The following is a 24,629-nucleotide window of genomic DNA, read 5'->3' as shown; positions in this document are numbered from 1 at the left end:
CGTATGGCAACTGCCCCGCAGCGAGTTTTTCACATTTCCTATCATCGTGTTTACCCAGTTGAATGCCGGATGATCCAGCCAGTCCAGGTTGCCCCCGGTGACAACACCCAGGTGCTCACAATTGGCCTCCTTGACCGCTTTGAAACAGGCCAATCCATCGGATATCACCGCGCTACCACTGGCAATATGCCGTTTTGCCCAATCAGCAACGGACTTGGTTTTGAAACCATCGACCACCGTCATCCGCATCTTGATTGGATGTCCTTCCTTGTTCAGGGCCACTGCTGCCACAAACGGCGTCTTGCCTGCCGCGCCCCGACCCCGTTTGCCACCACGGCGCTCGCCACCCCAGTAGACATCATCGAGCTGAATGATGCCGCTGATGGGCTGCTTGTCATCGGACTCTTTCATGGCTTGCAGCAGCTTGTGCTTGAGCATCCAGGCGGTGTCATATTTGACGCCCAACTGGCGCTTTAGCTCCATCGCTGACAAGCCTGTTTTGGTTTGTGACACCAGGTGCATTGCCAGAAACCACTTGGTCAGTGGGAGCTTGGTGTTTGCGAAAATCGTGTTTCCAGTCAATGACATCTGGTGACGGCAGTGATTGCATTGCCACACACGTGGCCGCCTTCTCAGGCGACAACAGGTCTTGTTGGCACATTCAGGGCAGACAAAGCCGTTAGGAAAACGCCAAGTGAACAGCGCGTTTTCGCACTGAGCCTCAGTGCCATAGTCCTTGAGAAACTCAAACAGGCTGTAGCCTTTCTGGAATTGGATTTTGCTTTTGGCCATGATCTCGCACCTCGATAACTGTACGTAAGATCAGTATAGTTCGTGGTAACTGACTGCTAATCATGGGTAATCAGGTTCTGTTATTGGCGATGTTCTGATAGCCAGTTTTTCATGCTAATTGACAATGTCACATTATCGTGACATTATTTGATTTAAAATAAAACATAACTGGTTGATTTTCATGAATTTTGTGTGTGAAATCGAGGGTTCGAATCCCTCCCTCACCGCCAAATAAAACAAAAGGCCCCGTCTTGCGACGGGGCCTTTTGTTTTATTTAGTCATGAATCTCTCGGCATCATCCCCCTGGGAACGAGGGGCAGTGATTTCCCCGCCGGACATGTATCCGGGCTGCTCCGTGCTCTATAGCCCCGTTATTGTGTGCCAAGGCGTGCCATCACTCGGCGGTGCCCATCAATCTGGGTAAGCATGCCAATACCGCATTCAGGGGCTCGCTGCTTTGATGGGCACGGCACAACACGATGGCGCCCTCTATGCTGGCGATGATCCCCAGCGCACAGGCTCTGGCAGAGGCGTCGGCCTGCCCCTGTGCCATCAGGTGATCGGCAATCAGCTGTTGCCAGTGGCCAAAGACCTGGGCCACCGCCTCCTTGATTGGCTCCCCATCCTCTTCATGCTGCGCTTCGATGGCCGCTGCCACGATCGGGCACCCCGCGCGAAAGTGAGATTGCGTCAACCGCTCACGCCAGTGGGATACAAACAGACCGAGACCCTGCCAGGCATCGGCCTGCAGGCAGCGCTGCAGTTGCTCGGATGCCTGGGCGCCGGCCCAGTGTATTGCCTCCGTCACTATCTGATTCTTGCCGCTGGGAAAATGATGATACGTGGAACCCAGGGGTGCATCGGCGAACTTGCTCACTTCACGGATGCTGATCCCTCTCAAACCATGCCGTGCCAGCATGGCGGCAGCGGCCTCAATCACCCGTTGACGCCCGGTCGATGTGCACTCTTTCACGCTGCACCCTCTTGCTATGACAATCGTCATACTTCAGGGAGGAATATGGCTGCTATCTCGTTTCACACCGACGATGACTATCTGATCCAGGGGCAACTGTACCCGGCAACAGGGCAGGTGCAGGGCAAGATCATCGTCGCGGGGGCTACTGGCGTGCCGCAGGGCTTCTATCGTCGCTTTGCCGAGTTCGCCAGTGAGCAAGGGTTTACCACCCTGACTTTTGACTACCGGGGCATAGGCGCGTCAAAACCCGCGTCACTCAAAGGCTTCGAGATGGATTTGCTCGATTGGGGAAGGCGCGATCTGGCCGCCGCAGTGGAAACCATGAGCGGGGACGATCTCCCCCTGTTCGTCATCGGCCATTCCTATGGTGGGCACGCCTTCGGCCTGCTCCCCAATCATCGGAAAGTCTCCGGGCTCTATGTCTTCGGCACCGGGGCCGGGTGGCACGGCTATATGCCCTTCAGCGAGCAGCTCAAGGTGCTCACCATGTGGAACACAGTGCTGCCGCTGCTGACCTGGTGGAAAGGCTATTGCGCGTGGAGCCTGCTGGGCATGGGAGAAGATTTGCCAAAAGGCGCCTTTGTACAATGGCGGTACTGGTGCCGTTTTCGTCACTATTTCTTTGACGACCCGGCGATGCGTGGCATCGAGCGTGCTTACCAAAGCGTCCAGACTCCCATTGTGGCGGCCAATGCGCTGGACGATCGCTGGGCGATGCCCGCATCACGCGACGCCTTCATGAAGCACTACAGTAATGCTCCCGTGACGCGTGTTGATCTCTTTCCTCATACTTTGGATGGAGCAATCGGCCATATGGGCTATTTTCGCAAGTCTGCCACGCCCCTGTGGCAGGCCAGCCTCGCCTGGTTCAAGTCATTGGAGGGGATTCGCTGAGTCCATGCGGATAAGGTCGTGGCACCTTGCTCCTGAATTCCCCATCAGGCAAAGGCCCCGTCGCAAGACGGGGCCTTTTGTTTATCAGGGGCCGGTTTGTCACCTCGCGGTGGCCGCCCTCAGCCTGATTGCTCAGGCCAGCTTCAACATCGGCATCTGTTCGCGGCTGTCGCAATGCGCGAGATGCACCCGGCTGGTCAGGCGGGTGAGCAGCTCGTAGGGGATGGTGCCTATCTTCTCGGCCACCTGCTCCACTGGCAGTCCTTCCCCCCACAGTGTCACCTCGTCCCCCACTTTGTCGCTGGCCGCCGGGCCCAGATCGACGGTGATCATGTCCATGGAGACCCGACCCACGATGGGCACCCGACGGCCATTGATCAGCATGGGGGTCCCTTCGGGAGCCATGCGCGGGTAGCCATCGCCATATCCCGCCGCCACCACGCCGAGGGTGGTGTCCCGATTCGCCACCCAGTGACCCCCATAGCCGACTGCCTCGCCCTGCAGGCAGGCGCGGGTGGCGATGAGCTGGCTCTTGAGGGTCATGACCGGACGCAGGTCGTGGTCGGCGGCGAGCTGGCCGGTAAAGGGGGAGGCGCCGTAGAGCATGAGGCCGGGGCGGATCCAGTCACCGCGCGAGGCCGGCCAGGCGAGGACGCCGGCGGAGTTGGCCATGGCCCGCTCGCCCGGCAGATGGGCAGAGAGGCGGTTGAACTCCTCGATCTGCAGCAGAGTGGCCTGGGTATCCTGCTCATCGGACTGGCTGAAGTGGGTCATCAGCTGGAACGGTTGCACCACGTTGTGGCAATGACTCAGCCGCTCGATAAAGGCGGGCAGCTCCTCGGCGCGCAGGCCGAGCCGGTTCATCCCGGTATCGAGCTTGAGCCACACCTTGATGGGGGCGGGCAGAGCGGTCTGCTCGAGCAGCGCCAACTGCTCCCAGGTATGCAGGGTGGTCTGCAGATCGTGTTTGGCCAGCAGCGGCAGCGCCTCGGCACTGAAGAAGCCCCCCAGCACCAGAATGGGCTTGGTGATGGCGTTGGCACGCAGCACCAGTGCCTCCTCGACCCTGGCCACGGCATAGGCATCGGCCTGGGCGAGGGCATCGGCCACCGGCAGCAGCCCGTGACCATAGGCATTGGCCTTGAGTACCGCGATGATCTTGCTGTGGGGGGCGTGGCGGCGTGCCACGGCAAAATTGTGCTGAAGTGCATCGAGATCGATGCTGGCCGTAACTGTGTTCATCATGGGGTCGGGTGTCTGCTCGATGAGAAGTTGGCTGCTGGTCTCAATCCTGATCCGGTGATCCCAGTGGCTGCGACGGGCAAACGGGGGGTCACCGAACCATGTTGTTTTATATGCTTTAAATTGTGAAAAGATGTTATCAGTTGTTTTTTGGTTGGTAAATTATGTGGCGGATGGGAATGTGAAAATGGTCAAAATACGGGATATTCATCTGTATAAATTCGCCTGCCGACGCTTTCTCTGGCTCCCTATCGGGCAATATTTATCACTGGTTTTGCCCCTTCAAACGAGAGGGGGATCGCGCCTTTTTCGCACATTGCTGGCGGTTTTTTGTACCGTCTGCGCGCAGGCGAGGTTACCGACCCTTGGCCAAGATGCGGGCAGGCGCATGGCAGAGGAGAAAAGCAGGCTGCCAGATCCATGGGGGGGTAAGGTGGCACTGCCGGATGAAGAGGGCATCCCGTCGAGCCGGTGAGTGGTGTACGCCAGCAAGAAGGTTGGTGGCCGGGGTTTGGTGGCGCACGCGGCCGGGGGAGGCAGATCATCCGTGGCCAGGATGGTGAGGCATGGATGTGGGCCGGTTAATTAATCAAGCGGCGAAGATCAGCCTTGAACAGCAGGGCGAGTTATTTTTTAAAGCTGATAATAAATATCGTTAGCGCGTCCATTCCACTTGTTTACATATAAGAATACAAATATAAAGGTATATATTATCAACCACTTTTGGCGAGGTAAAATAGCCTATGGCTGGTAACATAAAGATCCTGTAAAATAGTGTGACAACGCTTTCATTCTGATTATTTAACATCACGAATTAACGGATAATTTAAATGATGTTAATTCTTTAAACTGCTAAAATACCCCCTATTGGGTATTTTTATCTCCTCGAGATGGTTTTGTAAGTATATGCTGCATATGAAGTTTTTAAATTAATTGTGATGAGTTTCTATTTGAGTAATGTCCCGTCACTTGATGGAGATCAACACAATGCCGGGGGGGAGTACTTAGCATTTCCGCTATTAAGCATTTATCAAACAAGTGCTCACTACGGGAATAAAAAGAATGGTCGAGGATACTTTTTTATCGGCTCATGGAATTAATCGCCGTGACTTTATGAAATTGTGCGCCGGGATGGCCGCAACCCTTGGGTTAAGCCAGCATGCCGTGGCCAAGATGGCCACCGCGCTCACCAGCCCCGAGCGGCCACCGGTGATCTGGATAGGGGCGCAGGAGTGCACCGGCTGTACCGAGTCGCTGCTGCGGGCCACTCACCCCACCATCGAGAACCTGATCCTCAATACTATCTCCCTCGAATACCATGAGGTGCTCTCGGCAGCATTTGGCCATCAGGCTGAAGAGAACAAGCACAATGCCATGACCCGCTACAAGGGCAAGTATGTGCTGGTAGTGGATGGCTCCATTCCGCTTAAAGATGGCGGCATCTACTGCATGGTGGCCGGTGAGCCCATCGTCGACCATATTCGCCGTGCGGCTGCCGATGCGGCTGCCGTCATTGCCATCGGCTCCTGTGCCGCCTGGGGCGGCGTCCCCGCCAGTGGCGGTAACCCGACCGGCGCAGTCAGTCTTGAAGAGGCACTCGGCAATATTGGCACTCCCATCATCAATATCCCGGGTTGCCCGCCCAATCCCCACAACTTCCTTACTACGGTCGCCTACTACATCACCTACGGCAAGCTGCCGGCGCTCGATGCCAAGAATCGCCCGCTGTTTGCCTATGAGCGGCTCATCCACGAAAACTGCGAGCGCCGTCCGCACTTTGACGCAGGGCGTTTTGCCAAGGAGTTCGGTGATGAGGGTCACCGTCAGGGCTGGTGTCTCTATCATCTGGGCTGCAAGGGGCCGGAGACCTACGGCAACTGCTCGACCCTGGAGTTCTGCGACGTGGGGGGCGGCATCTGGCCGGTGGGCATCGGCCACCCCTGCTACGGCTGCAACGAGCAGGGGGTGGGTTTCAGCAAGGGGATCTTCCAGCTCGCCAAGGTAGAGAATCCCACCCCGCGGGTGAACAAGCCCGACGTGGCCATCCAGGAGGGAGGACACATGTCGCCCACCGCCACCGGCCTTATCGGTGGGGCGCTCGGGGTGCTGGTCGGGGTGAGTCTGATGACGGTGCGCGAGCTCGGTCGCCAGCAGAAGCGCCATGAAGCCGGACAGCACACCTCACGGGAGGAGTGACCGTGAACAGACGCAACTTCCTCAAATTCGCCTCCGTCGGTGCGCTGGCGGCTGGCACCACCGTCTCCGGCACTGCCCTGGCGGCGGCACAGAACAAGCCGCCCATCCCCGGTGCGCTCGGTATGCTCTACGACTCCACCCTCTGCATCGGCTGTCAGGCCTGCGTGGCGGAGTGCCAGCGCCTCAACGGCAACCCGGCCAATCCGGCCGGGGAAGCAACCTGGTCCAACAACGACAAGCTGAGCCCCTACACCAACAACATCATTCAGGTGTGGAAGAGCGGCACGGGTGAGCACAAGGATCAGCTGGTGGATGGCTATGCCTACATCAAGAAGCAGTGCATGCACTGTGTCGATCCCAACTGCGTCTCCGTCTGCCCGGTGCAGGCGCTGACCAAGGATCCCAAGACCGGCATCGTCCACTACGACCCGGACGTCTGCACCGGCTGCCGCTACTGCATGGTGGGCTGCCCGTTCGACGTGCCCAAATATGACTACGACAATCCGTTCGGGGCGATCCACAAGTGCGAGCTCTGCAACCAGAAGGGGCTTGAGCGCATCGATCAGGGCAAGTTGCCCGGCTGCGTCGAGGTGTGCCCCACCGGCGCCGTCATCTTCGGCACCCGCGAGGCGCTGATGGCCGAGGCCAAGCGCCGGCTGCTGGCCACCCCGGGCAGCGAATATGCCTACCCGCGCCAGACTTTCCAGGCCAACGACCCCTACCTGCACGAGGTGCCCAACTACCAGCCTTACGTCTACGGCGAGAAGGAGGGGGGCGGCACCCAGGTGCTGGTGCTGGCCGGGGTGCCCTACAGCAAGCTCGGCATGCCTGACTTGCCGGAGCTCTCCTCCGGTGCCCGCTCCGAGCACATCCAGCACACCCTCTACAAGGGGATGGTGCTGCCGCTGGTGGTGCTGACCGGGCTCTCGGTGCTCATTCGCCGCAACACCAAGGACCATCAGGATGGCGACGATCATGACTCGCACGCGGGCCATGACAAGCAATCGGGAGGCAAAACCCATGAGTAATCACAAGGCACATCCACTGGGGGGCAGACTGGTCAGCTGGCCGGTCATGGTGCTGGCGCCGTTCGTCATCCTGTGCGGCATGCTGATCCTCAAACGTCTCATCTTCGGGTTGGGCTCGGTGACCGATCTGAACGGCGGCTACCCCTGGGGGCTCTGGATCTCCTTTGACCTTTTGATCGGCACCGGTTTCGCCTGCGGTGGCTGGGCGCTGGCCTGGGCGGTCTACGTCTTCAACCGGGGCGAGTATCACCCGCTGGTGCGACCGGCCCTGCTGGCGAGCCTGTTCGGCTATTCCCTGGGCGGCCTCTCCATCACCATCGACGTCGGCCGTTACTGGAACCTGCCTTACTTCTACATTCCGGGTTTCTTCAACACCTCCTCGGTGCTGTTCGAGACGGCGGTCTGCATGACCATCTACATCGGGGTGATGGCGCTGGAGTTTGCCCCCGTGCTGCTGGAGAAGTTCGGCTGGAAGGCCTCCATGGCGCGGCTCAACAAAATCATGTTCTTCATCCTGGCGCTGGGGGCCCTGCTGCCCACCATGCACCAATCCTCCATGGGATCCCTGATGATAGTGGCGGGGCAGAAGATCCATCCGCTCTGGCAAAGCTACGAGCTGCTGCCGGTCTTTTCGCTTCTGACCGCTTTCATCATGGGCTTCTCCATCGTGGTGTTTGAAGGATCTTTGGTGCAGGCGGGACTGGCGGGGCGCGGCCCCAACGAGAAGTCGCTGTTCTACAAACTGACCCAGGTGATCGACATCTTCCTGATCCTGTTCGTGGCGCTGCGCTTTGCCGAGATCGTCATCAGCGACAAGTCGGAGTACCTCTCCCAGTGGGATCGCTACGCCTTGATGTTCTGGAGCGAGATCGCGCTGATGATCTTCCCGCTGCTGGTGTTCCACTGGGACAAGAGCCGCCGCGATTCGCGCATGTTGTTCCTGGGGGCCCTCAGCATGCTGCTGGGCGCCGCCCTCTGGCGACTGGACTACTCCCTGCTCGCCTTCAACCCCGGCAATGGCTACCACTACTTCCCCTCCGCGGCGGAAGTGCTGATCTCCCTGGGCTTCGTCGCCATCGAGGTGTGTGCCTATTTGCTGCTGATCCGGCTGCTGCCGGTACTGCCATCACTTGAACGTGTTCACCAAGATTATCAGGCCCGAGGGAAAGCCAACGTATGAGCCAACGTATCACCATAGACCCCATCACCCGCATCGAGGGTCACCTGCGTATCGACTGTGAAATCGAAGGCGGCGTCGTCACCAAGGCCTGGTCGTCCGGCACCATGTGGCGCGGGATGGAGGAGATCGTCAAGGGCAACGACCCGCGCGATGCCTGGATGATAGTGCAGCGCATCTGCGGGGTGTGCACCTCCATTCACGCCATCGCCTCGGTGCGGGCGGTGGAGAACGCCATCGGCGCCAAGGTGCCGGTCAACGCCCAGTACATCCGCAACCTCATCATCGCGGCCCACAACATCCACGATCACATCGTCCACTTCTATCAGCTCTCCGCACTGGACTGGGTGGACATCACCGCCGCCCTTGAGGCCAATGCGCAAAAAGCGGCCGACCTGCTCAAGGGGGTATCGACCTGGTCCCTCAACAGCGCCGACGAGCTGACCAAGGTGCAGGATAAAATCCGCGCGCTGGTAGCCAGCGGCCAGCTCGGCATCTTCGCCAACGGCTACTGGGGTCACAAGGCGATGAAGCTGAGCCCGGAGGTAAACCTCATCGCCGTGGCCCACTATCTGCAGGCGCTGGAATGCCAGCGCGATGCCAACCGCATCGTCGCCATCCTCGGTGGCAAGACTCCCCACATCCAGAACCTGGCGGTGGGCGGGGTGGCCAACCCTATCAACCTGGATGCGCCGAGTGTGCTCAACCTGGAGCGGCTGCTCTACGTGAAGAGCTTTATCGATCGGCTCGGCGAGTTTATCGAGCAGGTCTACAAGGTGGATGCCGCCATCATAGCCGCCCACTACCCCGAGTGGCTGAACCTGGGGCAGGGGGCCAAGCACTACCTGAGCGTGCCTGAGCTCCCCACCGACGGTGACGGCGGCAGCTTCCTGATGCCGGGCGGCTACATCGAGAATGGCGATCTGGCCGGCTATCGCCCCATCGAGAGCCATCAGGATGGCTGGCTGATGGATGGCATCGCCGAGAGCAACAAGCACGCCTGGTACAAGGATGACGAACCCCTCAAGCCCTGGGAGGGCAAGACCGAGCCCAACTACACCGGCTGGCAGGATGACGGTAAGTACTCCTGGGTCAAATCCCCCACCTTCTACGGCAAGGTGGTGGAGGTGGGGCCGCTCGCCGACTTGCTGGTCAAGCTGGCTGCCAAGCACCCGGAGACGGTGGCGCACTTCGATCAGCTGAACGGCCTCTATAAAACGCTCACCGGTTCAGCCATCAAGACCGAACAGCTGCACTCCACCCTGGGCCGCATCATCGGCCGGGCGGTGCGCTGCTGCGTGCTGAAAGACACCCTGTCACATCAGTGGCAGGCGCTGGTGGACAACATCGGCAAGGGGGATGTCAGCGCCTACATCAAGACCGAGATCCCGGCGGACAAGGAGTTTCGCGGGGTGGGCTTTGAAGAGGCGCCGCGCGGCATGCTCTCCCACTGGATCGTCATCAAGGGCGGCAAGATCGAGAACTATCAGGCGGTGGTGCCGTCGACCTGGAACTCGGGTCCGCGCAACTTCAACGACGAGCCCGGCCCCTACGAGCAATCCCTGGTAGGCACCCCGGTGGCGGATCCTGCCAAGCCGCTGGAGGTGGTGCGCACTATCCATTCGTTCGACCCCTGCATGTCCTGCGCGGTGCACGTGGTGGATACCCAGAGTGGTGAAACGACTCAGGTGAAGGTGCTGTGATGAACACCCTGATCCTGGGCGTGGGCAACCTGCTGTTGAGTGACGAGGCCGTCGGTGTGCGCATCGTCGAGGGGCTGGAGCGTGACTACCGTTTCGCCCCCGGCATCGAGCTGCTTGACGGCGGCACCGCCGGCATGGAACTGCTCGAAGCCATGGCCAGTCGCGACCACATCATCTTGGCGGACGCGGTGCGCAGCGGCAATCCACCGGGTACTGTGGTGACCCTGAAGGATGAGGAGATCCCGACCCTGTTCGGTCGCAAGATCTCTCCCCATCAGCTGGGGCTGGCGGATGTGCTCTCGGCGCTGCACATGACGGGGGAATCCCCCAGGCGGCTCACCCTGATCGGGGTCGAGCCAGAATCCCTCGAGCCCCGCATCGGCCTCACCCCTGTGGTGGCGGCTGCCATGGGGGAGGCGACGGATCGGATTTTGACCCTGCTGGCCAGTCTGGGGGCACCGGCCATCCCGCTCTCTGAGCAGGAGAAGGCCGAGCGAGCGCGGGAGGGCGTATGGCGCAATCCATTGTGAATGAGGTAGTGAACAAGACAGTGAACGAAGCCGCGAAAGAGCCGGCGCAGGAGTTTGCCGGTTTTGTCACCAATCCCGCGCCGCTGCTGGTAGCCCAGTACGAGCGGATCGCGCAGCAAGAGATGCAGGCGCTGCCGTTCTATCACCCGGCCATGCCCATAGTCGCCGAGTGCACCCTGTTTGAAGGGCAGTGGCTCGGCTGCGTGCTCACCCCTTGGATGCTGAGCGTGGTGGTGCTGCCGGGGCCCGAGCAACTCTGGCCGGTACGCAGCAGCAGCGCTCGGCTCGCCCTGCAGCTCCCCTGCGGCAACCTGACCTTTATGGTGGGGGCATTGCCCGAGACGGGGCAGTTGCTGGCCTGCTCGCTCATGTCCCCCATCGACCCGCATCTGGGGGCTGACGAGGGGCGAGCGTTGGTGGGCAGCACCCTCAAGATGTTGCTTTCGCTTCCGGTGCAGCAGGGGGAGGGCGGCGTGAACTTGAGCCGGCGTCGCCTGTTCAGCGGCCGGCGTGGCGACCCTGTGGGCGACACCCAGCGCTAGGTCTCATCTGCAATCAGGTTTAGAATAGGGGCCGTTTTGGCCCCTCACTCGCTTCTGTCGTGCCCCTGTTTTTTGGGTAGTGAGTGGTAAAACGAACAAGGGATCTTATGACCATTCAATGCTTTGGCTGCCATTCAGGCAGCAACGCCGGCCGCCGCAAAGGCCTCTCTGTCACGGCGGCCGCCTTGCTGGCCCTGCTCTCGGGCGGTTTTTCTTCCATGGTGCTGGCTGCCCAGCCCGTCCCCGCCGAACTCAAGCTCGCCATCGGCAGTGAGCCCACCGAAGGGTTTGACCCTCTGCTCGGCTGGAGCCACGGCAGCTACCTGCTGCTGCACAGCCCGCTGCTCAAGCAGAACGCCGACCTCAGCTGGCAAAACGTGCTCACCCAATCAGTGACCCCGAACCAGGATGGCAAGGGGTGGCTTATCCGCCTCAAGCCGGATCTGAAGTTCTCCAACGGCGCGCCGCTCACCGCCGAAGACGTCGCCTTTACCTACAACAGCGCAGCCCAGGGCGGCGGCAAGATCGACATGGGCAACTTTGTCTCGGCCAAGGTGCTCTCGCCAACCGAGGTTGCCATAGTCTTAAGCGCCCCCCAGAGCACCTTCGTCAACGTGCTGGGATCGCTCGGGATAGTGTCGAAGCGGGATTACGACGCAAAAGCTTACGCCCGCCATCCGGTCGGTGCCGGCCCCTACCGGCTGGTGAGCTTCCTGCCCGGCCAGCAGCTGGTGGTAGAGGCGAACCCCTATTACGCCGGCGGCAACAATGACTTCAAGCGGCTGGTGTTTGTCTTTATCGATGAAGAGAGCGCCTATGCCGCCGCCCGGAGCAGTCAGCTTGACCTGGTGCGCATTGCCCCGTCACTGGCGCCCACCGTCCCCGACACCCTCAAGCTCTGGGTACGGCCAAGCGTGGAGAACCGCGGCATCGTCTTCCCCATTCCGCCAGCGGGTGGCAAGGATGCCAAGGGTTATCCCATCGGTAACGACGTGACCTCGGACGTGGCGGTGCGCCGCGCCATCAACTACGCCATCGACCGCAAGCTGCTGGCAGACCAGCTGCTGGAAGGGCATGCCATCCCGGCTTACAGCGCGGTAGAAGGCTTGCCCTGGCTGAATAAAGCCACCGCTTTCAAGGATGGCGATGCGGCCCACGCCAACGGCCTGCTCGACGAGGCAGGTTGGCAGATGGGGAGCGACGGCGTTCGCCACAAGGGCTCCCGGCGCGCCGCCTTTACCCTCTGGTACACCAGCGGTGACAGTACCCGCCGGGATCTGGCGGAGGCGGTGCGGGCCATGCTCAAACCCATCGGCCTCGAAGTGAGCCTCAAGTCCGGCAGCTGGGAGCAGGTGGAGCGCGAGATGCACGCCAATCCGGTGCTGATGGGGTGGGGGAGCCTGGATCCCATGGAGCTCTATCACCACTACCAGAGCGGTTCCGCCGGTGTGGAGTTCTACAACCCGGGTTATTACCAGAATCCGGTGGTGGATGGCCACCTCAAGCAGGCGCTGGATGCCCCCGACTGGCAGGCGGCCGTGCCGTTCTGGCAGCAGGTGGAGTGGGATGGCAAGCGTGGCGCCGGGGTACAGGGGGATGCCGCCTGGGCCTGGCTGCTCAACGTGCAGCACACCTATCTGGCGAACCGCTGCATCGACCTTGGCAAGGGGGCGCCGGAAATTCACGGTAGCTGGTCGCTGCTCAACAACCTGCAGGATTGGCGGTGGACGTGCCGCTAAGTTCGCCCTTGAGTCATTCAGGTTATCTGTTGCTAAAAGCCCTGCTGCGTCTGGCAGGGCTGTTATGTCTGGTCTCGGTCGCCACCTTTGTGCTGCTGAGCTACTCCCCCATCGATCCCATCAAGGCCTATATCGGCAATGATCTGCTCCATGTGCCGCCCGAGCAGTACGCCCGCATCGCCGCCCGCTGGGGGCTGGATCAGCCGCTCTGGCTGCGTTACTGGCACTGGTTTAGCCAGGTGCTGCGGGGGGATCTCGGTTACTCCATGCTCTACAACGCGCCGGTGGGCGAGGTCATTGGCCAGCGCTTTGCCGCCTCCTTCCTACTGCTGGCGGGCGCCTGGCTGCTCTCCGGCTTTTTCGGCATTTTGCTGGGCCTCTGCGCCGGTCGCTATCTCAACCGCTGGCCCGATCGCCTGATTTGCCGCTTTGCCTATCTGCTCGCCTCCTTGCCCACCTTCTGGGTGGGCTTGTTGCTGCTCGCCCTGTTTGCGGTGCACTGGCCTTGGCTTCCGGTCTGCTGCGCCTGGACGCCGGGGCTCGCCGCCGATGAGGCGGATTGGCTGATGCGGTTGCGTCATCTGCTGCTGCCGGTCACCACCCTGGCCCTGCTGGGGCTTGGCAATATCGCCCTGCACACCCGGGAGCGGGTGGCCGAGGTGCTGGCGAGCGATTTTATCCGCTACGCCCGCGCCCAGGGGGATGGCGGCTGGCCTATGCTGCGCTTTCACGTGCTGCGCCACGCCCTGACCCCGGCCATCTGTCTGCAGTTTGCCTCCCTCGGTGAGCTGATCGGCGGATCGCTCTTGGCAGAGAAGGTTTTCTCTTATCCGGGGCTCGGGCAGGCCACCGTGGATGCGGGGCTCAGGGGGGATATCCCCTTGCTAATGGGCATAGTGCTCTTCTGTACCTTGCTGGTCTTTATTGGCAACACGGTGGCCAGTCTGCTGCTGGCGCGCATCAATCGGGGTTGGGAGGACGAGCATGCTGTTTAATCCGCTTCCCTCCATAGTGCGCCTCGCTGTAGCCCTGATTGGATTGGCGCTGCTGGCCGCCTACGGCTGGAGCCTCTCTCATCAGGATGTGCCGATGGATCTGCTGGCGCGCCAGCAGCCCCCCTCGCTGGCCCACTGGTTCGGGACCGATCAGATGGGGCGTGATCTCTGGCTGCGGGCCTTTCAGGGCACCCTCACCAGTCTGGAGCTGGGGAGCAGCACGGCTCTCTGCAGCGGCCTGCTGGCCATGGTGGCGGCCAGCCTCTCGCTGGTTCATCCCAGGTGCGATGCGGCGGTGCGCCTGGTGATCGATGCCATGCTGGCGCTGCCCCATATGCTGCTGTTGATCCTGGTCTGCTTTACCGCAGGGGGTGGCATGCGTGGGGTGATCCTGGCGGTGGCGCTCACCCACTGGCCCAAGCTGGCGCTCATTCTCTGCGCAGAAGCGCGGCGGATCGCCTGCAGCGACTATGTGGTACTGGCCCGCTGTCAGGGGATGGGGGCGCTGCGTCGCTGGCGTACCCACCTGCTGCCGGGGCTGTTGCCCCAGTGGTTTATCGGCACCTTGCTGATGTTCCCCCACGCGGTGCTGCACAGCGCCGCCTTGAGCTTTCTCGGCTTTGGCCTGGCAGCTCATGAGGCCTCGCTGGGCCTGCTGCTGGCCGATGCCCTGCGTTATCTGGCCGGTGGCGGTTGGTGGCTGGCCCTCTTCCCGGGGTTGATGTTGCTGCTGCTGGTTCTGCTGTTTGATCAGGCTACCCGAGCACTGCAACAACTCTGGTTTGGGAGTGAACAATGCTGAGCTTCGACCATGTGACCATAGAGGCGGTCCACTACTCCTGGCTGGGGCGGCGCAGCTGGCAGCCTTTGCTGACCGATATCAGCCTGCAACTGGCGCCCGGCGAAATCGTGGCGCTGGTGGGGGGGAGCGGCGAGGGCAAGAGCCTGCTGCTGCAAAGCGCCCTGACCCTGCTGCCGGACAACCTGCGCATGCGCGGCAGCATCTCTCTTGATAGCACACCTCTGTGCGATGCCAGTAGGGCCCGTTTGCGCGGTCACACCCTCTGCTATGTGCCGCAGGGGGTGAGCGCCCTCAATCCGCTGCTGACGGTGGAGCGCCAGCTGGGGCGGGCGGCGCGCCTCTGCGGTCAGAGCGGTTCCCGCGAGCGGCTCGGCCAGCAACTGCTGCGCTACCAGCTGCCCGTCACCACTCTGGACAGCTATCCGCGCCAGCTCTCCGGCGGCATGGCCAAGCGCATTCTGGCCTGCACTGCGGCGCTCGGTGGTGCCCGCTACATTCTGGCAGACGAGATCACCGCCTGGCTCGACGAGGGGCTGGCCTGCCAGCTGCTCACTCAGTTGCGTGAATTGACCAATCAGGGCAGCGGCATCCTCTGGGTCACCCACGATTTGGCGTTGGCGGCCCGCTTCGCCGATCGCATCGTCGCGCTGCATAAGGGCCAGGTGAGCGATACCTTGAGCTGCCACCATCTGCGCCAGGGGCAGGGGAGCGAGCTGCTCCGCGCCCACTGGCAGGCGCTGCCGGAGTTCAATTCGCTCTTCTCTGTGCCGGAGGTGTCCTGATGCTGGAAGTACGGGATCTCACCATCGCCCAGGGGGCACGCCCCCTCTGGCAGGGGTTGTCACTGACGGTGAAGGCGGGCGAGCGGCTCGGCATCTCTGCGCCGAGCGGCCATGGCAAGACCACCCTGGGGCGGGTATTGGCCGGTTGGCAACCGGTTGGGGCTGGCGGGCAGATCCTGCTGGATGGGCAGCCTGTGCCTGAACAGGTAAAAGGTTATAACCCTATCCAGCTGGTGCCCCAGCACCCGGAACTCACTTTCAATCCCTATCGCACCACCGGGCAGGCGCTCTGGGATGTATGGCGCCCCGATGACGCCATGCTGGCCCGCTTTATGGTCAAGCCTGAATGGCTCGGTCGTAAACCCGGCCAGCTCTCCGGTGGTGAGCTGGCCCGTATCGCGCTGCTGCGCGCCCTCGATCCTCGCACTCGTCTGCTGATTGCCGATGAGGTGACAGCCCAGCTGGATCCGCAGATTCAGCGCCAGCTCTGGCGGGAGTTGATGATGGAGTGCGAACAGCGCGGGCTTGGCATGGTTATATTCAGTCACCAGCAGGCGCTGCTGCGCCAGATCTGTCATCGGGTGCTGCGCTTTGGTGAGGTGCCTGCGGAGCAGGAGGCGATGGCCCGTAGCGTGGCCTGAGGATTGGCTTCCCCCCTCATCCCCAGCCCTTCTCCCGCAAGGGGAGAAGGGAGCAGAAGGTGCCATTTCGCCAGGCTCAGGGTTTCGGGTTTGGAGAACCTTGGGGTTTGAAAATATGGCTGGTTGTTATGCTCGAAGCCCCCTGAGGGGTTTGAGGGCATCGTATAGCCGCGGCATCCACAAACCGATTCCCTCTCCCTGGGGAGAGGGCCAGGGTGAGGGGGGAGAGTGAAACGCTGGCAATTCTGTACAGAGAGAACCATTGGCAAAGTGCGCAGGTAAAAGAGAGGGAGGCATCAGCCTCCCTCTCTTGTTTTCTAACGTTATAAGCGGCATTTAACCGGTTCTGGTTCAGGCCGTGGCCAGCCAGTTGAGCCAGGCATCCATCCCTTCGCCTGTGGTGGCGCTGACCTGGATCACCTGGATATAGGGGTTGACTCGCTTGGCGTTCTCGATGCAGCGGGCCACATCGAAGCTCACGTAGGGCAGCAGGTCAATCTTGTTGATCACCATCAGCTGGGCGGCGGCGAACATGTCCGGGTACTTGAGGGGCTTCTCTTCCCCCTCGGTGACGGAGAGGATCGCTACCTTGTACTTCTCGCCGAGATCGAAGCTGGCGGGGCAGACCAGGTTGCCCACGTTCTCGATAAAGAGGAGGCCGCCATCCAGGGTCGGCAGCTGGTGGCAAGCGTCGTGCACCATCTTGGCATCCAGATGGCAACCCTTGCCGGTGTTGATCTGGATGGCGGGCACGCCGGTGGCGCGAATGCGATCGGCATCCGCGCTTGTCTGCTGATCCCCCTCGATGACGGCGCAGGGGCGCTTGTCCGCCAGCTGGCGCAGGGTTTCGCACAGCAAGGTGGTCTTGCCCGAGCCCGGGCTCGATACCAGGTTCAGCACCAGCTGGTTGGCGGCCTCGAAGTGTTCGCGGTTGTGGGCCGCCAGCAGGTTGTTCTTGGCCAGCACATCCATCTCGATGGCGATCAGCTGGCGCTGTCCCATGCCGGGCACCGACAATCCCGCTTCCCCTTTGCCGTAGTGCAGATCAGCCTGCTGATGGTCATGGTCATGGTCATGGTCATGGTCATGGTCATGGTCATGGTCATGGCTGTGATCATGGGGATGCGCGTGGGAATGGCCGTGGTCATGAGAGTGGGCATGATCATGATGATGGTCGTGGGGGTGATCATGCCCCTCGTGGCTTATGGGAGCCCGTACCCCGTGGTAGTGGTGATGGACATCCCCCTGATGGTGGTAGTGGTGGTGAATGATCAGAGTGCGTTGTGCGCTCTGCTCGTGGTCATGATGGTGATGGGCGTCATGAGCATGATGATGGTCGTGCTCATGGCCATGTTCATGATGATGGTCGTGCTCATGGCCATGTTCATGGTGATGCTCATGCTCGTGATGATGCTCATGATCGTGCTCATGGCTGGCGATCCGCGCCTGGCCGCATCCGCATACGCTACACATTTCAACTTACCTCGATATCGGTGATGCGCAGGCTATCGCCCTGCGCGACGCGTAATTTGTAGCCGCCACAGTCGGGGCAGGGTTGGCCCCGCTCGCTGAGCTGCACCGTCTTGCTGCAGTCGTAGCACCAGCCTTCGGCCGTCTTGTGCTGAAAATGCAGGCGGGCGCCCTCGACGACGGTCCCCTTGGCGGCGGCCTCGAAACAGAAGGCGATGGTGCTCTGATCGACACAGGAGAAGCTGCCGATCTCGAGCCAGAGGGCGGTGACCCTGTGAAAGCCCCGCTGGGTGGCCTGCTCGGCCGCCAGATCGATGGCGGCCATGGCCAGAGACATTTCGTGCATGGTGGCTCCTTAACCGATATGGGGAGGAGCAGTGACTCCTCCTCCTAATTGGGAAAACGGCATATGGGTGAACGGCATGGCCACTCAACAGATCCGCGGTAGCAGTTCCCCCTGCGGCAGCTCCAGATAACGGCGGCTGCCCCAGGGGTTGTTCAGGATCACCTTGTGCTGCGCGCTGGTCTGAACCACACCAATCTGGCTGGCGGAGGGGTTGAATTGCCGCAAGATGCCCAGTGCGTCCTGCGCCTGTGCGGCAGGCAGGGCCAGCACCATGGTCCCCTCGTTGGCGAGATCATAGGGCTCGAAGCCGTAGAGCTCGCACAGGCCGCGCACCGGATCGCACACCGGAATGGCGGACTCTTCCAGCTCGATGGCCACTTGGGAGGCGCTGCTCCACTCGTTGAGCACGGCCGCAAGGCCACCGCGGGTGGCATCGCGCAGAGCATGGGGGGTGAGCCCCGCGCTCAGCAGCGCCTCTACTTGCGGCCAGAGGGTGGTGCAATCGCTTTGCAAATCCGAGCCCAGCTGCAGGGCGTCGCGGGCCATCAGGATGCAGGCGCCGTGGCTGCCGATATCCCGCGACACCAGGATGGCGTCACCGGCCTTGATATTGCGCACCGAAATGCCCCGGCTCTGTTCTGGCAGCGGGAAGCTGCCGACCCCGCTGGTGTTGATGAAGATCTTGTCCGCCGCCCCCTTGGGCACCACCTTGGTGTCGCCGCAGACGATGCGGGCACCGCTCTTGGCAAGCTCCCGGGCCATGGATTCCACGATGCGGGCGAGGTCGGCGTAGGGGAGGCCCTCCTCGATGATAAAGCTGCAGCTCAGATACTCGGGTTTGGCCCCCATCATGGCGAGATCGTTGACCGTGCCGGCGATGGCCAGCTTGCCGATATCGCCCCCTTCAAAGAAGATCGGCGAGACGGTGAAGCTGTCGGTGGTGAAGGCAACGGGGCCCTCCACCGGCAGCAGGGCGGCATCTTCGCCGCGCAGCAGGATCTCGTTACCAAAGTGGCGAAAGAAGAGCTGATTGATCAGCTGGTTCATCTCGACGCCGCCACCACCGTGGCTAAGTTGGATTTCTCTCATCGTTCCTGGATCCCCATATATCGGTAGTAGGCATTGCAGGCCCCCTCGGAGCTGACCATGCAACTGCCCATGGGCTGGGTCGGGGTGCAGCCCCGGCCAAAGACCTTGCACTGGTTCGGTTTGGCCAGGCCGCGCAGGATATCGGCGCACTGGCACGCCTTGTGGTCATCGATGGGAGTCTGATTGAGCGCAAAGTGGCGCTCCGCATCGCGCCTGGCAAACGCATCGCGCAGGCGCAGGGCGGAGGCATTGATATCCCCAAGGCCCCGCCAGCGAAAGTGCTCGCGGGTCTCGAAAAAGCGCTCAACCAGCTGCTGGGCCGCTTTATTGCCGCTGGCGGTGACGGCGCGGCTGTACTGCACCTCCAGCGCGTAGCGACCCTCCACCTTCTGGCGCACCATCATCAAGAGCGCCTCCATCACGTCCACCGGCTCGAAACCGCTCACCACCACGGGCACCTGATAGCGATCGACGATGGGCAGGTAGATATCGGCACCTGTGATGACGCTGACGTGAGAGGGGCCGATAAAGGCGTTCACCTTGGCCACCCCGTCGGCCATCACGGCGTGAATGGCGGGCGGCACCAGCACATGGTTGATATGAAACAAGAGGTTCTCAATCCCCTCAGCTTCGGCTGCTGCCAAGAGCGCCGCCGTCATCGGGGTGGAGGTTTCGAAACCGATGGCGAAGAAGACCACGGTGCTGTCCGGATTTTCACGGGCGATACGCAGGGCATCGAGGGGGTCATAGACCGGGCGGATATCGCTCCCCTTGGCGCGCTGCTGGGCCAGCGTGCCTTTGGAGCCCGGCACCCGGATCATGTCCCCCAGGGTGACCAGAATGACGTTCGGTTGGCAAGCCAGCTCGATGGCCTGATCGATGCGCTCTTTGGGCATGATGCAGACCGGGCAGCCGGGGCCGTGGACAAACTCTATGCTGGCCGGCAACAGCTGGTGCAGGCCGTACTTCATGATGGTGTGGGTATGGCCGCCGCACACCTCCATCACCCGCAGCGGCTCGGGCAGATCGTTGGCGAGTTCAGTGATCTGGGCGGCGAGGGCACGGATCACCTCGGGCTGGCGAAAGCCCTGAAACAGGTCATTCAAGGTCAGCATGGCAAGATATCCTGGTTGGGCATCAGGGCCACCATCTGGCGGAAGCTCTCGAGGCTGGCCTGCGCCTCCGCTTCGTCAATCTTGCTCATCACAAAGCCGATATGGAGCAGCACATAGTCGCCTACCTGAAGAGGCTCTTCGAGCAGCATGCAGCTGACGCGCCGCTGCACCCCCAGGGTGTCGACGGTGACGCAGTTATCTTCGGGGTGCAGTTGCACCACCTGAGAGGGAATAGATAGACACATGAATTTCAGGACTCCGACAAGGTGGCACAACCGGTTGTGACAGGCTGGTGCGTGGCAAGATGGTGGATGGCAAACCAGAGCTGACCGGCGGCGATGCCACCGTCATTGAGCGGCAGGGTTTCGCTGGTCAATACCTCCCGGCCGGCCGCTTCGAGAGCGGGCACCAGCTGGTCCATCAGCACCCGGTTTTGAAAAACGCCGCCCCCGAGTACCACCGGATAGCCGGGGACGCGCTCGGCAAGGGTGATGACCAGATTGCTGATGGCGCGGATAAAACCGGCGGCCAGGCTGGCGGTGGAGGTGCCTTTGCGCCGCTCGCTGACAAGGGTATGGATCAGCTCGGCCCACTCGATCTGCAGTGGTCCCTCTGCGCTCTGGTGCAGGCCAAAGGCGAGGGGGAAGGGCTGTTCATCGGGGGCCAGCTGCAAGGCAGTCGCCTCCAGCAGGAGTCCAGCCTCGCCCTCGTAATCCGGGGTATCGATCACCCCCAAGAGCGCCGCCACCGCATCGAACAGCCGACCGATGGCGCTGGTATGGGGGGCGTTTCGACCCAGCTGCCAGAGCTGGTGCAGATTGTTGATCTGCCCAGCGGGCAGTTGCTTGATCGCCGGAATATCGAGGGCACTGATCTCCTCCATGCTATACGACTCAAACAGCAGCCCCAGCAGCTGACGTACCGGTTCGCGGATGGCCGCCTCGCCGCCGATCAGCTTGAAGGGTTTGAGGTGGGCAACCCGCTCGAAGCCCTTAATGTCTGCGATCAGCAGCTCGCCGCCCCAGAGGGTGCCGTCATCGCCAAGGCCGGTGCCATCGAAGGCAACACCCAGCACCGGGCCCGTGATGTCGCGCTCGGCCATCACCCCCAGCAGGTGGGCGTGATGGTGCTGCACCTCGAGATGGGTTGCACCCTGATCCTGGCAATAGCCCTTGGCCCACTGATGGCTGAGGTAGCCGGGGTGGCGATCCGAGACCAGCAGTTCTGGCTTGAGGTCGTAGAGTTCGCGAAAGGTCGCCAGGGTCTGCTCGAAGTGCTCTTGCATCGGCAGGCTGTGCAGATCGCCGATATAGGGGCTGTAGATGCGCTGGCGGCCGAAGGCGAGCGCCAGCTGGTTCTTCTGCTGCGCCCCGACTGCCAAGAGCGGCACCTGGACCGCCTCTTGCAGGCTGGGAGTGCAGGGGGCATAGCCCCGGGCGAGGCGCAACGTCTGGCGCCGCCCGCCTGCCCACTGCACCAGACTGTCGTCGCACGGGTGCAGGATGGGGCGGTTGTGATCCAGGATGCCGTCAATCTCGCCCCCGAGTTCCCTGACCACTGCCTCGCACTCGACAAGGATGGGACTGCCGCGCCCATTGGCGCTGGTGGCCACCAGCGGCATGGCGCAGGCGTCCAGCAGCAGCTGATGGAGCGGGGTATAGGGGAGCATGACGCCGAGGTAGGGGATGCCGGGGGCGATCCCCTCGGCCAGCGGCGCGGCTGACTGTCGGGATTCTGAGAGCCGATCATCGTTAATGCGCTTGCGCAGCAAGGTGATGGGTCTGGCCTGAGAGGCGAGCAGCGTCCACTCTGCCTCGCAGCCGGTGACATGCAGTTTGGCCTCGGCAAGGGAGCCCATCATCACCGCCAGCGGCTTGCGCGCGCGTCGCTTGAGCGTTCGCAATCTGGCAACACTCTGTTCATTGCGGGCATCGCATATCAGGTGATAACCCCCCATCCCCTTGACCGCGATAAGCTTGCCCGTTTGCAGGGCGCGGGCAGCTGCTTGCAAGGCATCATCGTGCTCGGCCAAGGCATCGCCACGGCCATTTCGCCAGCTGAGATGGGGCCCGCACTCGGGGCAGCTCACCGGCTGGGCGTGGTAGCGTCTGTCCAGCGGGTTTTCATAGGCCGCCGCACAGCGCGGGCACATGGCAAAGCCCGCCATGGCGGTATGGGGGCGGTCGTAGGGGAGGCTGCGGATGATGGTGTAGCGCGGGCCGCAGTGGGTGCAGTTGGTAAAAGGGTAGTGGTGGTGGCGATCTGCGGGATTGGCCACATCGTTGGCACACGCCTCGCACATCCCCTGATCCGGCGAGATGGCGACCGTGGCGGCGCTCTGCTGCTGGCTCGCTTTAATTCGAAACTGGCCATGAAATTGGCCATCGAAGTCGGGATCATGAGCAAGGGGCAGCTCCCGCTCGCTGAAATGATCGATGCGGCTCAGCGGCGGCGCCAATTCCCGCAGTTCGCGGGCAAAGCTGGCCAGCTGCTCGGCGGAGCCTTCGGCACCGATGGTGACGCCATTGGCATCGTTCAACACATAACCGGCAAGGTTGTGGCGCAGCGCCAGTCCATAGACGAAGGGGCGAAAGCCGACCCCCTGTACGATGCCGTCGATATGAAATTCGCGGCGCAGCCGGCTGGCCACAGGATTGGGAGAGATAGCGGGGGCTATGGTGGCGCTCATGCCGGCTCCATCTCATCTTGAGTCTGCGGCAGACGCAGCACCCGGCGCTCGTTCTCCTCGCGCCGCACCCAGCCATCCATCTCCATGCGCAGGCAGAACGGAATGGCGTATTTGCGCGACAAGCCGGTGATCTCCTTGAGGGATGCCATGTCGATCAGATCTCCCACCTGCTGGCCCGCCAGCACGGCGGCGACCATCTGGTTGTAAAGGGCGGCGTCGTAGTAGATGGGGCCATCGAGTTGCACCAGATACTTGAGTCGCGCCAGATTGCGCAGCTGCTTTTGCAGGGCGCCTTTTTGTTGCAAGCCCTGTTGCAGGGCCGCGGGCAGCTGGCGGGTGATAAAGGGATCCAGCGCCACGCCGCCGGGGCCCAGTTTACCGGGCTCGTACCCCTCCTTGCCTTGATCTCGCACCACCTTGAGCACCAGCTGCGCCTCTTCTCCCAGATCATCTTCCGACTCGCCGCAGCCCGGTTGCCACTTGTCATGGTGCAGGCGAACAAGCTGCTCGCTCTTGAGCTGCCGGAGCAGGGCTTGCGTGACCGGCAGGACGATGCCAAGGCGGGTCGCGAGCTCGGCGGCGCTGAGCGGTTCGCTGGCCAGGGTGGCCAGCAGCTGATCGCGGCTCTGAGCCAGCCAGCAGCTATCCAGCAGCCAGTCACCGAGGGGGGTGACCTGCTCTGGCCGCTGGTCAAAGCGGCTGGCCAGCACATAGCCGTTGAGCCCCAGCTGCAAGGCTGCGGGGTTGTAGCGCTCCAAGTCATCAGGCAGCTCGCCCAGCAGGGCGTGCAGCGCCTTGCGTCTGGCGGGGTGGATGTCACCGCACCAGACGATGCGGGCGCCGTGCAACAGCTCGCTGCTGCCGTGGCGAATGATGGCAAGCGGCTGACCGAAGAAGCAGGGGATGGGGCTGGCAAAGATCAGTCGCGCCAGCCGGGTATCCTTGATGGGCACGAAACGGGCCCGGCCATGCCAGCTGCCGAGGGCCACTTCCACTTCGCGGTTGCGCTGTTCCCGGATGCTGCCGCCGACCTCATTTAGCCGCACGATAAGGTGGGTGGCCGCCTCGCACTGTCCGGCAGGGCTGGTGAGGCAGTGACCGCGGGCCACCTCCTTGTGGGGCACTTTTTTCAGGCCCACCGCCACCCGACAGACGGCGCCAATCTCGTCGGCGCTCTGGTGATAGGCCTGCAGGGAGCGCACCTGCACCTCCCGATCGGCAGGGTAGAGGCGCAGCTTGTCTCCCACCTTGAGGCTGCCCTGCTGCAAGGTGCCGGTAAGCACGGTGCCGGTGCCATTGGCGGTAAAGACCCTGTCTACATACAGTCGCGGGGCGGCCTGCTCGCGGGGGACATGATGCTCGGCCATATCCCCCAACTGGCGCACGATGGCGGCGTGCAGGGCTGCCATATTCTCGCCGGTTTTGGCGCTGACGCTGACGATGTCGGGCACCATGCCGCTCTCGTCCATTACCCGCTCCAGCAGGCTCTCTTCCAACAGCAAAAGCTCGTCGGGGGAGACCAGATCGCACTTGTTGATGCAGACCAAGAGGCGCGGCACCCCCATCGCCTTGAGCAGGCGCAGGTGATCGCCGGTCATCGGCATCCACCCCTCGTCGGCGGCGATCACCAGCAACACCAGATCCAGACTCCAGAGCCCCGCCACCATATTGCGGATATAGCGCTCGTGGCCGGGCACGTCGATGACGCCGATGGTGTTGCCCTGACCGTCGTCAAAGTGGGCAAAGCCGAGATCCTGGGTCATGCCGATGGCCTGCTCATGGGCACGGGCGGTGGTGATGCCGGTGAGAGCCTTGATAAGCTGGGTCTTGCCGTGATCCACATGGCCGGCAAGGCCGATAACGGCGCGATAGGGGGTCAT

At 62.1% G+C, this 24,629-nt stretch carries 23 protein-coding genes; 13 read left to right on the top strand and 10 right to left on the bottom strand.

Annotated features, from left to right (window positions below; all coding sequences use genetic code 11):
• Window positions 1-792, bottom strand: a 792-nt coding sequence (locus AB5Y81_RS03835; protein WP_368146554.1) for an IS1595-like element ISKpn3 family transposase, incomplete at its 3' end; no start/stop codon positions are given.
• A gap of 395 nt (window positions 793-1,187) precedes the next feature.
• On the bottom strand, window positions 1,188-1,766 hold the full coding sequence (locus tag AB5Y81_RS03830; RefSeq protein WP_279484218.1) for a TetR/AcrR family transcriptional regulator: 579 nt from the start codon (window positions 1,764-1,766) through the stop codon (window positions 1,188-1,190).
• 45 nt (window positions 1,767-1,811) lie between these two features.
• Between AB5Y81_RS03830 and AB5Y81_RS03825 the strand changes: the two genes are divergently transcribed.
• Window positions 1,812-2,663, top strand: coding sequence for an alpha/beta fold hydrolase (locus AB5Y81_RS03825; protein ID WP_010633704.1), 852 nt, complete (start codon window positions 1,812-1,814; stop codon window positions 2,661-2,663).
• Between the two features lie 132 nt (window positions 2,664-2,795).
• Here the strand turns inward: AB5Y81_RS03825 and alr are convergent, their stop codons facing one another.
• On the bottom strand, window positions 2,796-3,908 hold the full coding sequence (alr, locus tag AB5Y81_RS03820) for an alanine racemase (protein WP_279484219.1): 1,113 nt from the start codon (window positions 3,906-3,908) through the stop codon (window positions 2,796-2,798).
• Between the two features lie 1,059 nt (window positions 3,909-4,967).
• Here alr and hybO point away from each other — a divergent pair.
• From hybO to AB5Y81_RS03765, 11 genes are all read left to right on the top strand, one after another.
• On the top strand, window positions 4,968-6,101 hold the full coding sequence (hybO, locus tag AB5Y81_RS03815) for a hydrogenase 2 small subunit (protein ID WP_252600698.1): 1,134 nt from the start codon (window positions 4,968-4,970) through the stop codon (window positions 6,099-6,101).
• Between the two features lie 2 nt (window positions 6,102-6,103).
• A complete protein-coding gene (gene hybA, locus AB5Y81_RS03810; protein WP_279484220.1) occupies window positions 6,104-7,129 on the top strand; it encodes a hydrogenase 2 operon protein HybA in 1,026 nt (341 codons plus the stop codon).
• Entirely contained in the window at window positions 7,122-8,309 is a 1,188-nt protein-coding gene (hybB, locus tag AB5Y81_RS03805) for a Ni/Fe-hydrogenase cytochrome b subunit (protein WP_206220243.1), read from the top strand. The genes hybA and hybB overlap by 8 nt, the downstream gene beginning before the upstream one ends.
• Window positions 8,306-10,009, top strand: coding sequence for a hydrogenase 2 large subunit (gene hybC, locus AB5Y81_RS03800; protein WP_279484221.1), 1,704 nt, complete (start codon window positions 8,306-8,308; stop codon window positions 10,007-10,009). Before hybB ends, hybC begins: the two co-directional genes overlap by 4 nt.
• Complete coding sequence (locus AB5Y81_RS03795) at window positions 10,009-10,539, top strand: HyaD/HybD family hydrogenase maturation endopeptidase (protein WP_005301934.1); 531 nt, start codon at window positions 10,009-10,011, stop codon at window positions 10,537-10,539. Before hybC ends, AB5Y81_RS03795 begins: the two co-directional genes overlap by 1 nt.
• Window positions 10,521-11,081 carry a hydrogenase-2 assembly chaperone gene (gene hybE / locus AB5Y81_RS03790; protein WP_279484222.1) on the top strand — a complete coding sequence of 187 codons (561 nt, stop codon included), beginning with the start codon at window positions 10,521-10,523 and terminating at the stop codon, window positions 11,079-11,081. The genes AB5Y81_RS03795 and hybE overlap by 19 nt, the downstream gene beginning before the upstream one ends.
• Window positions 11,082-11,188: 107 nt before the next feature.
• Window positions 11,189-12,820 (top strand): ABC transporter substrate-binding protein, encoded by a 1,632-nt coding sequence (locus AB5Y81_RS03785; protein WP_279484223.1) that lies wholly within the window; start codon window positions 11,189-11,191, stop codon window positions 12,818-12,820.
• On the top strand, window positions 12,805-13,815 hold the full coding sequence (locus AB5Y81_RS03780) for an ABC transporter permease (RefSeq protein ID WP_025201559.1): 1,011 nt from the start codon (window positions 12,805-12,807) through the stop codon (window positions 13,813-13,815). The genes AB5Y81_RS03785 and AB5Y81_RS03780 overlap by 16 nt, the downstream gene beginning before the upstream one ends.
• On the top strand, window positions 13,805-14,617 hold the full coding sequence (locus AB5Y81_RS03775; protein WP_025201560.1) for an ABC transporter permease: 813 nt from the start codon (window positions 13,805-13,807) through the stop codon (window positions 14,615-14,617). The genes AB5Y81_RS03780 and AB5Y81_RS03775 overlap by 11 nt, the downstream gene beginning before the upstream one ends.
• Window positions 14,611-15,399: an ATP-binding cassette domain-containing protein gene (locus AB5Y81_RS03770; protein WP_279484225.1), complete on the top strand. Its 789-nt coding sequence runs from the start codon at window positions 14,611-14,613 to the stop codon at window positions 15,397-15,399. Before AB5Y81_RS03775 ends, AB5Y81_RS03770 begins: the two co-directional genes overlap by 7 nt.
• Window positions 15,399-16,040, top strand: coding sequence for an ATP-binding cassette domain-containing protein (locus AB5Y81_RS03765; protein WP_279484226.1), 642 nt, complete (start codon window positions 15,399-15,401; stop codon window positions 16,038-16,040). The genes AB5Y81_RS03770 and AB5Y81_RS03765 overlap by 1 nt, the downstream gene beginning before the upstream one ends.
• A 351-nt stretch (window positions 16,041-16,391) precedes the next feature.
• On the opposite strand, the gene hypB is transcribed toward AB5Y81_RS03765, so the two are convergent.
• Window positions 16,392-17,246, bottom strand: coding sequence for a hydrogenase nickel incorporation protein HypB (gene hypB, locus AB5Y81_RS03760; RefSeq protein WP_368146557.1), 855 nt, complete (start codon window positions 17,244-17,246; stop codon window positions 16,392-16,394).
• On the opposite strand from hypB, the gene AB5Y81_RS03755 reads away from it, so the two are divergent.
• On the top strand, window positions 17,127-17,537 hold the full coding sequence (locus AB5Y81_RS03755) for a hypothetical protein (protein ID WP_279485537.1): 411 nt from the start codon (window positions 17,127-17,129) through the stop codon (window positions 17,535-17,537). The two genes, hypB and AB5Y81_RS03755, sit on opposite strands and share 120 nt — an antisense overlap.
• Here AB5Y81_RS03755 and hypA read toward each other — a convergent pair.
• From hypA to selB, 6 genes are all read right to left on the bottom strand, one after another.
• Window positions 17,515-17,856 carry a hydrogenase maturation nickel metallochaperone HypA gene (hypA, locus tag AB5Y81_RS03750; RefSeq protein ID WP_279484227.1) on the bottom strand — a complete coding sequence of 114 codons (342 nt, stop codon included), beginning with the start codon at window positions 17,854-17,856 and terminating at the stop codon, window positions 17,515-17,517. The two genes, AB5Y81_RS03755 and hypA, sit on opposite strands and share 23 nt — an antisense overlap.
• A gap of 84 nt (window positions 17,857-17,940) precedes the next feature.
• A complete protein-coding gene (hypE, locus tag AB5Y81_RS03745; RefSeq protein WP_368146552.1) occupies window positions 17,941-18,945 on the bottom strand; it encodes a hydrogenase expression/formation protein HypE in 1,005 nt (334 codons plus the stop codon).
• Window positions 18,942-20,060: a hydrogenase formation protein HypD gene (gene hypD, locus AB5Y81_RS03740; RefSeq protein ID WP_201882748.1), complete on the bottom strand. Its 1,119-nt coding sequence runs from the start codon at window positions 20,058-20,060 to the stop codon at window positions 18,942-18,944. Before hypD ends, hypE begins: the two co-directional genes overlap by 4 nt.
• Window positions 20,054-20,305, bottom strand: a complete 252-nt coding sequence (locus AB5Y81_RS03735) for a HypC/HybG/HupF family hydrogenase formation chaperone (RefSeq protein WP_025201567.1) — start codon at window positions 20,303-20,305, stop codon at window positions 20,054-20,056. The genes hypD and AB5Y81_RS03735 overlap by 7 nt, the downstream gene beginning before the upstream one ends.
• 5 nt (window positions 20,306-20,310) lie before the next feature.
• On the bottom strand, window positions 20,311-22,749 hold the full coding sequence (gene hypF / locus AB5Y81_RS03730) for a carbamoyltransferase HypF (RefSeq protein ID WP_368146549.1): 2,439 nt from the start codon (window positions 22,747-22,749) through the stop codon (window positions 20,311-20,313).
• The gene (gene selB / locus AB5Y81_RS03725) at window positions 22,746-24,629 is read right to left on the bottom strand and encodes a selenocysteine-specific translation elongation factor (RefSeq protein WP_279484228.1); all 1,884 of its coding nucleotides are present in this window, start codon (window positions 24,627-24,629) and stop codon (window positions 22,746-22,748) included. The genes hypF and selB overlap by 4 nt, the downstream gene beginning before the upstream one ends.

The sequence above is a fragment of the Aeromonas sp. s2 genome (genome assembly GCF_040907935.1).
Classification (GTDB): domain Bacteria; phylum Pseudomonadota; class Gammaproteobacteria; order Enterobacterales; family Aeromonadaceae; genus Aeromonas; species Aeromonas dhakensis.
This window is presented reverse-complemented; position numbering and strand designations above follow the sequence as displayed.